Below are 13,129 nucleotides of genomic sequence, written 5' to 3'. Positions count from 1 at the left end.
TCGCTTGATTTTTAATTGAATAGGTTTAAGATTGAAAGAGTGGATAAAAAATATCCACTCTTTTTTATGGCTCACTCAAGGTCAGGTTGTATGAATAGGATATTTATACCTGCTGTACTTTTGTCTATCACGCTGATTCTCAGTTTGATTTATCTCATTTCTCAAGGTTTTGATCTGGCAGCGATGGTCTTTGTCAGTGGCGTCTTGGTGCTGCTCATGTTGGCAAGCTATGTCTATCAGCAAATTCGACTTTCGGTGCGTGAGTGTATAAAGGAATCCACAAAATAGTGGATTTTTCTTTTTTCACACGCATGTATTGAACCCAAACCTGCTTTGGCTTTTAATGAACTGCATACAGGTCATGAGCAACATCAGCAGGAGCGTCGAATGAAAGCAGTATTTTTAGATGTGGAATCTTTAGATCAGCACGATCTGGATTTGAGTCCCTTAACTGCTGCTTTTGATGCGTTGACACTTTATCCCGCCACTGCATCGGATCAGGTGTTACCACGGGTGCAGGATGCCGATGTCATCATCACCAATAAAGTCCAGATTTCTGCACAAGTGATGCAGCAATGTCCGCAGTTAAAACTGATCTTAATTTCTGCCACGGGCACCAATAACGTCGACTTGGTTCAAGCCAAAGCGCAAGGCATTGTGGTATGTAATTGTCAGGGTTATGGCACATCTGCGGTGGCACAGCACACCTTGGCGCTGATGCTGGCACTGGCGACTTCACTGTTGAAATATGACCGTGCGGTGAAGCAGGGCGCATGGAATACCGCTAAACAATTTTGTTTGTTGGACTTTCCAATTGTGGAATTGGCAGGCAAAACTTTGGGGATAGTCGGTTATGGCGAGCTGGGGCAGGCAGTAGCCAAGCTTGCACAAGCGTTTGATATGCGGGTCTTGATCGCAGGCTTGCCTGATCGCCCGCAACGTGAAGGTCGTTTGCCTTTGGCGGAGCTATTGCCTCAGATCGATTTTCTTAGCTTACATTGTCCATTGACTGAATCTACCCGTCATTTAATCAGTACAGATGAACTGGAAATTATGAAGACCAGTGCCTTTCTGATTAACTGTGCCCGCGGGGGAATTGTGGATGAGGCGGCTTTGGCACAAGCATTACGTGAAAGGCGGATTGCAGGTGCTGCAACTGATGTACTGACGGTGGAACCACCGAAAGCGGGTAATGTGTTACTGGCAGAGGATATTCCGAACCTGATTATTACCCCGCACAGTGCATGGGGCAGTGTCGATGCCAGACAGCGTATTGTGCAGCAAATGCTGGAAAATTTTATTGCTTATCAGCAGGGGAAACCGATTCGCCAAGTCGCTTAAGTACAGAAATATTGATGTGATTTATTCACGTTTCAAATGATAAAAGCGCAGTGTTCATGCTGCGCTTTTTGATTTTTGGGCAGAGCAAATGGACTTAAAGCTGTCCATTCTGAGCAGGTGCATTATTCGGTTGACTCAAGGGATGCGATTCAATTGGGGCAGGAGGGCTGTTTGGATCGCCTAAGACGCTGGCTTTGGCTTCATGCCATTTTTTATTGACTGTGGCTGCGGCTTTTTGTGAGTTTTCTTTGGCAATTTCTGCCTGTTCTTCGCTATAGGTTTTGGTGCCTTCCCAAGTCTCAGCCACTTTTGGTCTGACTTTGGCAATCCCTTCTTGGGTAGTGCGATCTACAGCATTGGCGGCATCTTGCGCGGTATCTAAGGTTTTTTGCCCCAGCACTTCAAAAATATTGGGATTGTCTCCATAGCCTTTTTTCTTGCTACTTTCTGCGGCATGGGCAGGGAGCACCATAACCATAAACACCGTACTCGAAATTAAGGCGGTTTTCATCAACTGCATGCACATAGTCCTCTATTGCTCTGCACTATGTAGGCGAAAACACGCTGTAGGCTGGCATGTTTTGCATAGTGTCATGACCGAATGGATACCCCATATTCTGCTGTATCCCATCGGACGTCAAGAATTTTCATTGCGTGCTAATGCACAGCTTGGTTTAAAAATGTGTCTATTCAAACGGATTGGCAGAATTATTTTGGTGTGTTCACAGTCGTTTGTGATGAAACTCCAACCTGAGTTTTGGCAACTGGAGTATGTACCCCCACTTGTGCGTTTACATCTGACTGTGCGGGTTGGGTCAATGCCGTTTTAGTCTTGTTCCAAGTACGCTCAGTTGAGGTTTTACCTTGCTGCATTTTTTGTCCTAAATAGGCTTGGGTACGTTCTGCTTTCTCTGCACTGTAGTTTTTGGCTTTGCTTGCGCCTTGATTGATATTTTGCGCTTGTTCTGCGCTGAACTGTTTGGTGTTGTTCCAAACCGCTTTACTGGTAGATTTGGTGTGTTCAGCACCATTTTCGATGCCTTGACCGACGCGCTGTGTTGCTGTGCTGAGTCCTTGTCCAACTTGGGTAGTGGCATGTTGAATGCCATGCCCAGCATGTTCTGTTGCCGTACTTAAACCATTACCGACTTTTTGGGCAGACGTACTTACGCCTTCATGAATATTGTGTAATACGCCGTGCGTATTGCCTTGTGCTTCGGCAGAGGCATTGACCTGTCCATTGACTGTCACGTTAGCAAAGACCGATGCAGACGCAAAAAATGCGGTACTCATTAGTGCTGTTTTCATCATGTTCATGTTGGATTTTCCTCTGTGACTTCACTCCGTATTACAGAAGTGCTGAATGTGGGCCATCATAAACAGATTTAAAGCGTGTTTTGCGCTTTGAGATAAAAGCTACACAGTTCCGCACAGCAGCTTTACAGTTGGCGCAAGATTGTAGAGATACACGTTCGTTCGAGGATGTTGCTGTGTCTGAATGCTGCCATTTGTTGGCATCAGCAACGTTATGTAAGTGCAGGGAAGATGTGGAAAATGAATTTATGGCTTTGGATTTTAAGCATTCTTGAAAGGCTTTACGTCATGTGGACGTAAAGCCTGTGTGTCATTTAGTCACATTGTGCAACGGCATCATTAGCGAAGTTTTTACGTAACTTGATAAAGTTTTGTTGAACGTCAGCATTGTTCAGGTCGAAATTGCTGGCTTGGCTGGTGCCATCTTTCGCGAAGGTTGCTGTAGCGCCTGTAATGAGCGTGTTGCCTCTAAATGACCATTGCTCAACGACTTTGTTGCCGTCTAAATTCCCTGTAAATTCGATGACGCATTTGTCTGCAAATTTGGTCAGTTTGGCTTTGTTATCTGTGGTGTTTGGATAGACATCTAGGTTTTGAACTTCTTGCAGTACACCTGTTTCCATTTGTGGAATTTTAGGAGATGAAGTACATGCTGTAAGTGCTGCGCAAGTGAAGCCCGTAAGTAAAAGTGTTTTTAATTTCATATAACGTTCTTTCTTGTTGAGTGTTGTTAGCTTGAGTATAGGGAATTGGATTTAGATTGGCTAGTTCGATATTAAGGGATATATCCTGAAGCACCTAATCGATCTTGGCTGAGATAATATGCTCCTTTATAATTTAATAAAGTCAGTAAATATTTCCGTAATAGATCGCTAACATCTCTTCGGTCTTCTATAGCTTGCTCCATATAATTTTCATCTCCGAAAGGTAATAAAATGCCTTCGTGGATCATTTTGTTCCGTTTTTTTAAGAAAGGAGCTATTTCCTCTCTGTTAAATTGGACTGCTTCGAACATTCTTTTAGTCATTTCAGTTGAGCTGCATTTACCATAAAGATTATGACTATACTTGCCATCTTTATATTTATAGCCTTGTTCTAGTGCAAACGTATTTTTAAGATTTTCTATCGCAACGTAATGTGAAATTAGAGTTATCTCTAAAGCTAAAGTGGAGCGATTGGCTTCACATAAATAACCGAAGACTACCGTAAGCTGTCTAATCGATTTGAGTTTTTTAAAAGTTGGATAAGTTTGCTCAATAAAGTTGCGGATTTCTTTACCACTATCTTCAATTATTGTACGAAGTGGATTAACAACAGCTCCTGAGCAGTTTGTTCCATATTCAGCTGAACCGATTTTATGGCTATAGCGTCGAACTGGAGATTGTTGAGCAAACGACAGTAGCCAGCAAAGATCATCAATGACTTCTAAAACATGTTCAACTTGATCGGAACTAATGTTTTCAATAGTAATTTTAGTGGTAATTAAACTTTGATTTATAAATTCACTTTGCTTTAGGTGGATATTAAGCTGCTTAAATTCAAACTTAAAACCTTCACATTCTATGACTGTTGTATCACGAATTCGCTGATTATTATGGTTAGAGAAGTTTTCACCTAACATGAATAAATTGATAAGAAAGACTTCTAAATTTTCCATATTTATTTTTAATAAAAAACCCCACTAATTTATAGCGGGGTTCTCATTAATTTACAACCAATTAAGGCTTAGTGTTGTAACACCGAAATATCTGCAACACTTGTAAACAAGCCACGTAACTGCGCCAATAAACGTAAACGGTTGGCTTTCAATTCAGCATCATCTGCCATGACCATTACGCCATCAAAGAAGGCATCAATTGGCGCGCGAAGGGCAGCGAGTTTAGAAAGTGCTTCGGTGTAGTCTTTCGCAGCCAATAATGGCTCAACCACTGGAGTAATGGCTTGAAGCTCTGCGAATAATGCTTTTTCAGCATCTTCAACCAATTTTGCTTCAACTACCGCACCTTCAGGAGTTGCTTCTTTCGCAAGAATGTTGGCAACACGTTTGTTTGCCGCAGCAAGCGCAGCCGCTTCAGCCAAGTTACGGAAGTGATTTACCGCATTTACACGCTTGTCAAAATCAAGTGGAGATTTTGGAGACAACGCTTGAACCGCTTGAATCACATCAACCGCAACACCTTGGTCTTCGTATTTCGCACGGTAACGACCTTCTAAGAATGCAACTGCATCTGCCAAAGTTTTGTCGTGATCTTTCAATACATCGCCATACGCTGCTAAAGCCAACTTAATGAGTGCTTCAATTGAAACATCAAGGTTGTTTTCAGTCACTAAACGCAAAATACCAATCGCAGAACGACGTAATGCAAATGGGTCTTTTGAACCTGTAGGTGCTTGACCAATACCAAAAATACCTGTGAGCGTGTCTAAACGGTCAGCAAGGGCAATGGTGGTGCCGGTCTTGGTTTGTGGTAATACATCACCTGCAAATTTCGGAAGATATTGCTCGCCTAAAGCTTCAGCCACTTCGTCATTTTCACCTTCAAGACGTGCGTAGTAAGTCCCCGCAATACCTTGAAGTTCTGGGAATTCACCCACAAGCTCAGAAGTTAAGTCGCATTTTGCAAGAAGCGCTGCTTTTTCAGCATCAGCAACAGTAGCGCCTGTAATTGGCGCAAGCGCTACAGCGAGTTTTGCAATACGTGTAGATTTGTCCCAAAGCGTACCCAATTGTGCTTGGAAGACCATGTTGGCAAGCTTTTCTGAACGAGAAGCCAATGGTTGCTTTTGGTCTTGCAAGAAGAAGAATTCAGCATCCGACAAACGTGGACGTACAACTTTCTCGTTACCTTCAATAATTTGCGTTGGGTCTTTAGACTCAATATTTGAAACGGTAATGAAATAAGGTTGTAATTTGTTGTCCGCATTCACCAAACAGAAGTACTTTTGGTTGTCCTGCATGGTGGTAATCAATGCTTCTTGAGGAACAGCAAGGAAGCGTTCTTCGAAGTTGGCACGTAATGCGACAGGCCATTCAACCAATGCAGTCACTTCATCACGAAGATCCGCAGGCACAATCGCAATGGCATTGACTTCATCTGCCAATGCTTTGACTTGCTGGTCGATGATTGCTTGACGTTCTTCAAAATTCGCTACAACTTTCGCTGCACGAAGCGCATCTAAGTAAGCATCTGCATTCGCTAAAGTAATCGCTTCAGGCGCATGGAAACGGTGACCATAAGTCACGTTGCCAGCTTTGTGATCCTGGATGGTCGCGTCAACCACTTGGTCATCTTTCAGCAATACCACCCATTTTACAGGACGCACGAATTCAGTACGGCTTGCCGCAGAACGCATACGTTTTGCAATTGGCAAGTTATCTAAAGCTGTTTGTAAAATTTGTGGCAAAAGTGCTTCAAGGCTTTGACCTTTCACATCTTTCAAGAAGCACACTTTTTCAACTTTACCTGCTTGGAAAGTCGAAACTTGATCTGCGGTAATGCCTTGACCACGCATGAAGCCTTCTAAAGCTTTAGTCGGTTTGCCTTCAGCATCATAGGCTGCTTGAACCGCAGGACCATCAAAACGTTTTTGCGTGTCTGCTTGTGCTGCATCGACATTGACAATTTTAAGGGCTAAACGACGCGGTGCTGCATACGCTTCAATTGTATCAAATGCCAAGCCCGCATCTTTTAAGCCTTTTTCAGTTTCAGCTTTTAGGGCATCGCGTAAAGTTTTGAGGCTTTTTGGTGGAAGTTCTTCACAGCCAAGTTCAAATAAAACAGTATGTTTAGACATTATTTGTTCTCCGCTGCTTTTTCTGCTTGAGCAGCTTCTGCTTCAACCTGAGCTTTGAGTTGCGCTAAAACTTCATCACGTAAATGTGGCTCTGCCATTGGGAAGCCCAGTTCCGCACGCGCTGCTACATAGCTTTGTGCAATCGCACGTGCCAAAGTACGCACACGCAAAATGTAACGTTGACGTTCAGTCACAGAGATTGCACCGCGAGCATCGAGCAAGTTAAAGCTATGCGATGCTTTAATCACTTGTTCATACGCAGGGAGCGGAAGTTTTGCTTCAATTAAACGCGTCGCTTCTGCTTCGTAGAAGTCGAAAAGTTCAAACATTTTGTCGACAGGGGCATATTCGAAGTTATAGGTCGATTGTTCCACTTCATTTTGATGGAACACATCGCCATACGTTACCGTACCGAATTGACCTTTGGTCCAAACCAAGTCGTAAACTGAGTCTACACCTTGTAGATACATGGCTAAACGCTCTAAACCATAAGTGATTTCACCTGTGACAGGGTAGCATTCAACTCCACCGACTTGTTGGAAGTAAGTGAACTGAGTCACTTCCATACCGTTAAGCCAAACTTCCCAACCTAAGCCCCAAGCACCGAGTGTTGGAGATTCCCAGTTGTCTTCTACGAAACGGATGTCATGAACCAGTGGGTCAATACCAATCGCTTTTAATGAGTCAAGATAAAGCTGTTGGATGTTATCTGGGTTAGGCTTCAACACCACTTGGAATTGGTAATAGTGCTGTAAACGGTTCGGGTTTTCGCCATAACGACCATCTTTTGGACGACGTGAAGGTTGTACATAAGCCGCGTTCCATGTTTCTGGCCCTAATGCACGAAGGAATGTAGCAGTGTGGAAAGTCCCTGCTCCCATTTCCATATCGTAAGGTTGTAAAACCACACAACCTTGTTCAGCCCAGTAGTTTTGTAAGGCAAGAATTAAGCCTTGAAATGTATCAATATGCGATATGGCGCGACTCATGGTGCATCCATTAAAAATTAGAGAAAAATTGCCCCTAAGTATAAGGATTTTGCAGGGGAGTGGCAAAGGGTTCAGTTGCAATCAGCAATTTAATATTTGTGCACAGCTTTGTGGTTTTTTCGGTTTAAAAGTTGGTTGATAAACGATGATCCGAAGCTTAGGTATTTATCTTTCAAGATACCGCATACGTTTTGTGATTTGGGGGATGATTCTGCATTTTGCTATAGTGACGACAATTCATAACAACAAAAGCAATAACCTATGCTGAAATCGATTTCTTTTATTTTATTGCTCACACTTTTTTGTGGTGGTGCGGTCTATGCGCAACCAGCTCAAGAAGAGCCTGATCCTTATAATGCGTGTGTTGAGCAAACCATTCAAGAACAGCAACTTGCCAGTATCAATAACAGCGTGGTACAGATTTGTTCCGACCAAGCCAAGCACGGCTATGAAAAGCAAATTGTGGCATTACTCGATCAAATTCGGGTACAAAGTGCAGATTGGAGGCAGCCTGAGCGTTACCAAGCCATTTTGAAATCACAGCGTTTGTGGAAAACTTATGTCGATCAAGAATGTGAGAATGCAGGGCAGTATATTGGTTCACCGATGTATGCTTATTGCCCGATGCAACACTATGCAGAGCGGGTGTTGCAGTTACAGCTCTATATCGACTAAATCTTAACGGTTTAAGAATCAAGAAAGTTGATTGTTATAACATGTAAAATAAATACATCTTATTGTTTAGCCCACGTATAATTTGCAAGCCTGCCTAGAATAAAGAAGGATGACCGTGTTTCAGACTCAGCTTGAATGGTTAAATCATCTCAAACCCAATTTTAAAGTGTTACCTTTGAAGGAACGCCTAGTCTGCGGTTTCGGTGCATTATTGGGTCTGACACTGTCGTCCTTGATTAGTTGGTGGGTACTGGGTGATATTAACGCATGGTATATCGCCCCTATGGGTGCATCTTCTGTACTGCTGTTTGCTGTACCTGCCAGTCCATTGGCACAGCCGTGGAATATGATCATTGGCAATACGTTGGCGGGTTTTATTGGGGTGACATGTGCCTTGTATCTACCGAATTTAACAGAAGCCTTTAGTATTGCGGTGGCGTTGTCTATTTTTCTGATGATGACTACGGATTCTTTACATCCACCCAGTGGTGCGGTCGCTATTACTGCGGTATTGGGGGGTAAAAGCGTACATGAACTAGGTTATGCTTTTATTGCCTATCCTGTGTTGTTGAATTCATTATTGCTACTGATCATCGCTATTATTTTTAACCGATTGTTGGGGCGCCAATATCCGCAAACGGCACAGCTAAACTCACGTTCCACCGATCCAACACCGACCCAAAAAGTCACCATTCAGCCACAAGATATTCATAACGTGTTGGAACATCAGCCACAGTTGCTCGACATCAGTGAATATGATTTACAAAAGATTATTCTCAAGGCACAGGAAATTGCCAACGCACGTGCAGTGAACGAACTCACCTGCCAAGACCTGATGTCTAAAGATGTACTGATGCTGAATGAGCAAGATGATATTCATTTGGCTTTAGATAAGTTCAAGCAGATAAATTTGATGAGCTTACCTGTGGTCAATGATGCTCGGCAGTTGGTGGGAACTTTGGCACTGTATGAAGTCGTGGAATGGTTTAAACGTGCTGCTGATCCGAAAGCCAGTTGGGAGCATCAGGTGAAACAGATCATGAATCGACAAGTGGTGACGGTACAGCCGAGTCAGCCGATTCAAGATTTGGTACCGTATTTTGTTGAGCGCTCATTTAACTATATTCCTGTGGTTGAGCAGCAACAACTAGTCGGTATGATTAGTCGCGCCGATATGATTGCGGCATTGAACCAGCAATTGATTCAACTGAAACAGCAAAAATGATGGGCTGAAATAAAAAAAAGCTACGACTCTTTGGGGAAAAAGCCGTAGCGACCAAAACGGTAGGTCAAATGATGTTCATGAAACCTATAATGGTGATTTGTGATTATTTACGGTACGTACTGGACGTTGGTAATTCGATGAATCGGAATAACTCTCATCCTGACGTTTTGGAATCACTAACCATAAAACCAAATATACGAGAATGCCTGGAAAAGCGGCACTCATGACTGAAACTAAAAAGAAGATAATTCTTAATAAGTTTGCGTTCCAACCAAAACGTTCAGCAATACCGCCCATAACACCTGCAATTATATTTTGGCGATTCGAACGATATAAACCAACATTGGCCATCTAGGTCTCCTTAGAAAATAAATGAGAGATTTTATGTAATCTCATAATTAATAAATGGTGATGCAATTCAATTTTTAAAGCAAAGCTGGCATGAAAATAGTTAAGTTATGTAAAGAAAGATTTGCTCTGAGCTGCGCTGTACATAAAATGTGATCAAATTTACAGATGCCTTTATTTTTGACAAGCAAATACAGGCACTTGCAATGCTATTGCTGAATTTAAGGAAAAATAATGTCATAGCATTTTTTTACCCTTTGGGTGCTCGGTCAAATGAAAGTGGATTGTGTATTAACGTGATGAAATGGAACAGTTTAAAACTTCGTCCGAAGTTCGGTTGGCAGCTATTGGGGTGTCTATGCGCCAGTCTGGTGGTCGCGGCGTGTAGCCGATCATCAACGCCAGCGGATGAGCCGATGGCTTCTGCCGCAGAAGAGCAGCCAGCATCAGTTGTCAATCCGCCCCAGTCTGGTAAAAAACTCACGGAACTGGCAGGGCAGGCAAGTATGCCAGACAATGAAGCGGCATCCACGGTACAACAGGCTTCTGCCGAGGATAAAACCCCTTATATTGGGCGCTATCATGTCCAGATTTTTTGTAAAGATGATTTTGTGCAATGCTCGGAAGGCTCTGCAGAATATATTTTGACTTTGGTGGCCGATGGTTCGGCCTATCGCAGCATTATTTATACGGGAAAACTGTTTAGCGAAAAAATGGCGGAGGATCGCAGAATCCGAACTTACCGCCGAGATACATGGACAGTCAATCCTGAAAGTGCAGAGCTGGTGGTGCATTTAGAAGAAGGTGCAAAATTTTATTATCGGGTCGACCAGCAACATAATTTAATTCTAGATATAGATCGAACTTTAGACTTGAGTAATCAAACCAATCAGCACTTTTTCGCAGCAGGTTATCCCATGCCAACACAAGCGTATCGCTTGATCAAAGATCAATAATATTAGGCTTAAATTTGCTGAAGAGCAGAAGAATATAAACGAAAACTAGAGCTTTAGAACAGCAGTGCTGAAGAGATAAATTTGAAGAAGCTTTGAAATAAATGGTGGGTCGTCCGCGACTCGAACGCGGGACCAACGGATTAAAAGTCCGCTGCTCTACCAACTGAGCTAACGACCCATTTAGAATGCTTTCACATTATGACAGCTTTTTGATCAAGCTTAAAGATGGTGGGTCGTCCGCGACTCGAACGCGGGACCAACGGATTAAAAGTCCGCTGCTCTACCAACTGAGCTAACGACCCATCAGGAATCAAAATAAGTGGTGGGTCGTCCGCGACTCGAACGCGGGACCAACGGATTAAAAGTCCGCTGCTCTACCAACTGAGCTAACGACCCATCTCGTTTTGATGGAGCGTATTGTAGCAAGATATGACACGAGCGCAAGAGAAAAATCGCAAAGTTGTTGATGTTTGATTATAAATACAACAACTTTGCCTGATTTTATGCAAAAAAATGCCGATTTCTCAGTTTAGAAGCGATATTGGTACTGCTGAATGTTGCTATAGATTTCTGTATTCATATCGCAATAGGCACTGCTATTTGGTAATAAGACCAAAATTTGCTCATCAGTTTTTTCAGGATTGAATGCTTGTTCTTTTAATTTATTCTTTTGATATTTAAAGGTACCTGTGGTTTCAACCTGTTTCTGTACCCGTAAAAATACAGGGACGGCATAGGCAGGCAGGCTTTTTTTAAAGCAACTGACCATGGCTTGCAGGTCTTGCTCATTCAGCTGGGCTTGTTCTGCCAGCGTAATGGCGGCCATGCCTGCACGACCATTGGTATGCGGAATTTCCACACCATAGACCACCGCTTCTACAATTTTAGGGTATTCACACAGCATGTTTTCCACTTCGGTGGTGGAGACATTTTCACCTTTCCAGCGGAAGGTATCTCCTAAGCGGTCGACAAACTGTGCATGACGAAAGCCAATATCGCGGACCAAATCACCCGTGTTAAAGAAGGCATCTCCTTGTTTAAACACATTTTGCATGATCACAGATTTGTTCTTTTCAGGATCGGTATAGCCATCAAAAGGTGAGCGGCGGGTAATTTTGCCGACTAACAATCCAACCTCGCCTTTTGCGACTTTTTGACACCAGCCTTGTGCATCACGAATCGGCTCATTCTTTTCTTTGTCGAATTGAATAATCGCATACGGTGTCGGCGAGAAACCCACGGTATTGTCGAAATTAAACACATTGCTAAAGCCGACATTGCCTTCACTCGAGGCATACAGTTCCAGTACTTCTTCAACACCAAAACGTTGCTTGAATTTGTCCCAAATATTTGGGCGCATGCCATTGCCAATCATCTTTTTCACACGATGGGCACGGTCTAAATCCGATGCAGGTGCATCCATTAAGTAGCGGCACAATTCTCCGACATAGCCAATTGCAGAGGCATCAAATTTCTGTACATCTTTCCAGAAAGAGGAGGTGGAATATTTGCGACGCAGGGCCAATGCGGCACTCCCTGCAATCACGCCACACCAGCACACCACAATGCCTGTGGCATGGTAGAGTGGCAGGGTTACATACATCACGTCGTTGCTGTTTAAGCCCAGCACATGCCCGTAAGTGCCATAGGCGAGGGTCCAGCGGCTGTGGGTAAAAATCACGGCTTTCGGTAAGCCAGTGGTTCCCGAGGTGTAGATATAAAATAAACCGTCTTTGCCTTTGACACTGTGTGTAGTTGGCGTGTTAAAGGTCGGGAAGGTGATAATTTCATTGGCCAAATTCAGATACTGCGCAGGGGCAGTACCTGCATCTTGACGTGTTTCTTGATCGGCAAACCAGTAAAAACGCTGTTCAGGCAAATTCAGTTCTTGGCGAATTTCATCGACCGCTTTGCGGCATTCTTCACCGACAATTAAGGCTATTGGATGAACTAAATTGATGCTATGCGCCAGTACCTTGCCCACTTGGGAAGTGTTCACCAGTGCTGCAGTCACGCCAATCTTAGCCAATGCCAGTACCGTGGCAACCAGTTCAGGGCGGTTTTCAATCATGACCGCAATCACATCACCTTTTTGCGCGCCAATCGACAAATAATAATGTCCGATCTGGTTGGCCCAGTCGTTGAGTTGCTGGTAGGTATATTTTTGTTCTTCAAATAGGAGTGCAGCGCCATGAGGATTGCGTTTGACCGCTTTTTCAAAGGCAATCCCTAAACCAGCAGGAGAATTTGGGGTGCGGATATAGGCTTGTTTCAACCCTGTAACCAGATGCGGCAGTTTTCCAAGAAATTGTGGGATTTTGGCAGCGACGTCTGTAATTCCAATAAGATCGCTTTGTGTGGTTTGGCTCATAAGAATCCTATTTATTTTTCGTGTCCAATACGATGTCTTTGTCTACAGGTTGAACGAGGTAATCTGTACAGTTGTCCTTTTAATCGTTTCTTTCTAGTGCAATCAACCTAATCTG

General features: G+C 43.3%; 13 protein-coding genes and 3 tRNA genes. 5 read left to right on the top strand and 11 right to left on the bottom strand.

What is annotated here, in order from left to right; genetic code table 11:
- Positions 1-90 precede the first annotated feature (90 nt).
- Entirely contained in the window at positions 91-288 is a 198-nt protein-coding gene (locus ACWQ4X_RS00585; protein WP_142769613.1) for a hypothetical protein, read from the top strand.
- A 99-nt stretch (positions 289-387) separates the two neighbouring features.
- The gene (locus ACWQ4X_RS00580; protein WP_457902350.1) at positions 388-1,341 is read left to right on the top strand and encodes a 2-hydroxyacid dehydrogenase; all 954 of its coding nucleotides are present in this window, start codon (positions 388-390) and stop codon (positions 1,339-1,341) included.
- Between the two features lie 94 nt (positions 1,342-1,435).
- Here the strand turns inward: ACWQ4X_RS00580 and ACWQ4X_RS00575 are convergent, their stop codons facing one another.
- The 6 genes from ACWQ4X_RS00575 to glyQ all read right to left on the bottom strand — a co-directional run bounded on the left by ACWQ4X_RS00575 (position 1,436) and on the right by glyQ (position 7,439).
- Entirely contained in the window at positions 1,436-1,861 is a 426-nt protein-coding gene (locus ACWQ4X_RS00575; RefSeq protein ID WP_457902349.1) for a hypothetical protein, read from the bottom strand.
- Between the two features lie 188 nt (positions 1,862-2,049).
- Complete coding sequence (locus ACWQ4X_RS00570) at positions 2,050-2,658, bottom strand: hypothetical protein (protein WP_457902348.1); 609 nt, start codon at positions 2,656-2,658, stop codon at positions 2,050-2,052.
- A 311-nt stretch (positions 2,659-2,969) separates the two neighbouring features.
- On the bottom strand, positions 2,970-3,359 hold the full coding sequence (locus tag ACWQ4X_RS00565; RefSeq protein WP_457902347.1) for a hypothetical protein: 390 nt from the start codon (positions 3,357-3,359) through the stop codon (positions 2,970-2,972).
- Between the two features lie 71 nt (positions 3,360-3,430).
- Positions 3,431-4,312: a hypothetical protein gene (locus tag ACWQ4X_RS00560; RefSeq protein ID WP_457902346.1), complete on the bottom strand. Its 882-nt coding sequence runs from the start codon at positions 4,310-4,312 to the stop codon at positions 3,431-3,433.
- Positions 4,313-4,380: 68 nt separating this feature from the next.
- Positions 4,381-6,450, bottom strand: a complete 2,070-nt coding sequence (gene glyS / locus ACWQ4X_RS00555; RefSeq protein ID WP_457902345.1) for a glycine--tRNA ligase subunit beta — start codon at positions 6,448-6,450, stop codon at positions 4,381-4,383.
- A complete protein-coding gene (gene glyQ, locus ACWQ4X_RS00550) occupies positions 6,450-7,439 on the bottom strand; it encodes a glycine--tRNA ligase subunit alpha (protein ID WP_457902344.1) in 990 nt (329 codons plus the stop codon). The genes glyS and glyQ overlap by 1 nt, the downstream gene beginning before the upstream one ends.
- 261 nt (positions 7,440-7,700) lie before the next feature.
- On the opposite strand from glyQ, the gene ACWQ4X_RS00545 reads away from it, so the two are divergent.
- The gene (locus tag ACWQ4X_RS00545) at positions 7,701-8,114 is read left to right on the top strand and encodes a lysozyme inhibitor LprI family protein (RefSeq protein WP_457902343.1); all 414 of its coding nucleotides are present in this window, start codon (positions 7,701-7,703) and stop codon (positions 8,112-8,114) included.
- A 115-nt stretch (positions 8,115-8,229) separates the two neighbouring features.
- A complete protein-coding gene (locus ACWQ4X_RS00540) occupies positions 8,230-9,339 on the top strand; it encodes an HPP family protein (protein ID WP_457902342.1) in 1,110 nt (369 codons plus the stop codon).
- Between the two features lie 84 nt (positions 9,340-9,423).
- Here the strand turns inward: ACWQ4X_RS00540 and ACWQ4X_RS00535 are convergent, their stop codons facing one another.
- Complete coding sequence (locus ACWQ4X_RS00535) at positions 9,424-9,690, bottom strand: PspC domain-containing protein (protein ID WP_457902341.1); 267 nt, start codon at positions 9,688-9,690, stop codon at positions 9,424-9,426.
- 293 nt (positions 9,691-9,983) lie between these two features.
- On the opposite strand from ACWQ4X_RS00535, the gene ACWQ4X_RS00530 reads away from it, so the two are divergent.
- The gene (locus ACWQ4X_RS00530) at positions 9,984-10,643 is read left to right on the top strand and encodes a hypothetical protein (protein WP_457902340.1); all 660 of its coding nucleotides are present in this window, start codon (positions 9,984-9,986) and stop codon (positions 10,641-10,643) included.
- Positions 10,644-10,745: 102 nt separating this feature from the next.
- On the opposite strand, the gene ACWQ4X_RS00525 is transcribed toward ACWQ4X_RS00530, so the two are convergent.
- From ACWQ4X_RS00525 to ACWQ4X_RS00510, 4 genes are all read right to left on the bottom strand, one after another.
- A tRNA-Lys gene (locus ACWQ4X_RS00525) sits at positions 10,746-10,821 on the bottom strand.
- A 48-nt stretch (positions 10,822-10,869) separates the two neighbouring features.
- A tRNA-Lys gene (locus ACWQ4X_RS00520) sits at positions 10,870-10,945 on the bottom strand.
- A gap of 18 nt (positions 10,946-10,963) precedes the next feature.
- A tRNA-Lys gene (locus ACWQ4X_RS00515) sits at positions 10,964-11,039 on the bottom strand.
- 133 nt (positions 11,040-11,172) lie between these two features.
- The gene (locus ACWQ4X_RS00510) at positions 11,173-13,014 is read right to left on the bottom strand and encodes a long-chain-acyl-CoA synthetase (protein ID WP_457902339.1); all 1,842 of its coding nucleotides are present in this window, start codon (positions 13,012-13,014) and stop codon (positions 11,173-11,175) included.
- Positions 13,015-13,129 lie beyond the last annotated feature (115 nt).

Source organism: Acinetobacter sp. NigerLNRRAM0016, assembly GCF_054112845.1.
Note: the sequence above shows the minus strand (reverse complement) of the source record. Positions and strands in the feature narration are given on the sequence as shown.

Excerpts from the sequence above, each read along its gene's own strand:
- ACWQ4X_RS00585 (WP_142769613.1), top strand. The coding sequence starts at position 91 with ATGAATAGGATATTTATACCTGCTGTACTTTTGTCTATCACGCTGATT.
- ACWQ4X_RS00580 (WP_457902350.1), top strand. The coding sequence starts at position 388 with ATGAAAGCAGTATTTTTAGATGTGGAATCTTTAGATCAGCACGATCTG.
- ACWQ4X_RS00575 (WP_457902349.1), bottom strand. The coding sequence starts at position 1,861 with ATGCAGTTGATGAAAACCGCCTTAATTTCGAGTACGGTGTTTATGGTT.
- ACWQ4X_RS00570 (WP_457902348.1), bottom strand. The coding sequence starts at position 2,658 with ATGAACATGATGAAAACAGCACTAATGAGTACCGCATTTTTTGCGTCT.
- ACWQ4X_RS00565 (WP_457902347.1), bottom strand. The coding sequence starts at position 3,359 with ATGAAATTAAAAACACTTTTACTTACGGGCTTCACTTGCGCAGCACTT.
- ACWQ4X_RS00560 (WP_457902346.1), bottom strand. The coding sequence starts at position 4,312 with ATGGAAAATTTAGAAGTCTTTCTTATCAATTTATTCATGTTAGGTGAA.
- glyS (WP_457902345.1), bottom strand. The coding sequence starts at position 6,450 with ATGTCTAAACATACTGTTTTATTTGAACTTGGCTGTGAAGAACTTCCA.
- glyQ (WP_457902344.1), bottom strand. The coding sequence starts at position 7,439 with ATGAGTCGCGCCATATCGCATATTGATACATTTCAAGGCTTAATTCTT.
- ACWQ4X_RS00545 (WP_457902343.1), top strand. The coding sequence starts at position 7,701 with ATGCTGAAATCGATTTCTTTTATTTTATTGCTCACACTTTTTTGTGGT.
- ACWQ4X_RS00535 (WP_457902341.1), bottom strand. The coding sequence starts at position 9,690 with ATGGCCAATGTTGGTTTATATCGTTCGAATCGCCAAAATATAATTGCA.
- ACWQ4X_RS00510 (WP_457902339.1), bottom strand. The coding sequence starts at position 13,014 with ATGAGCCAAACCACACAAAGCGATCTTATTGGAATTACAGACGTCGCT.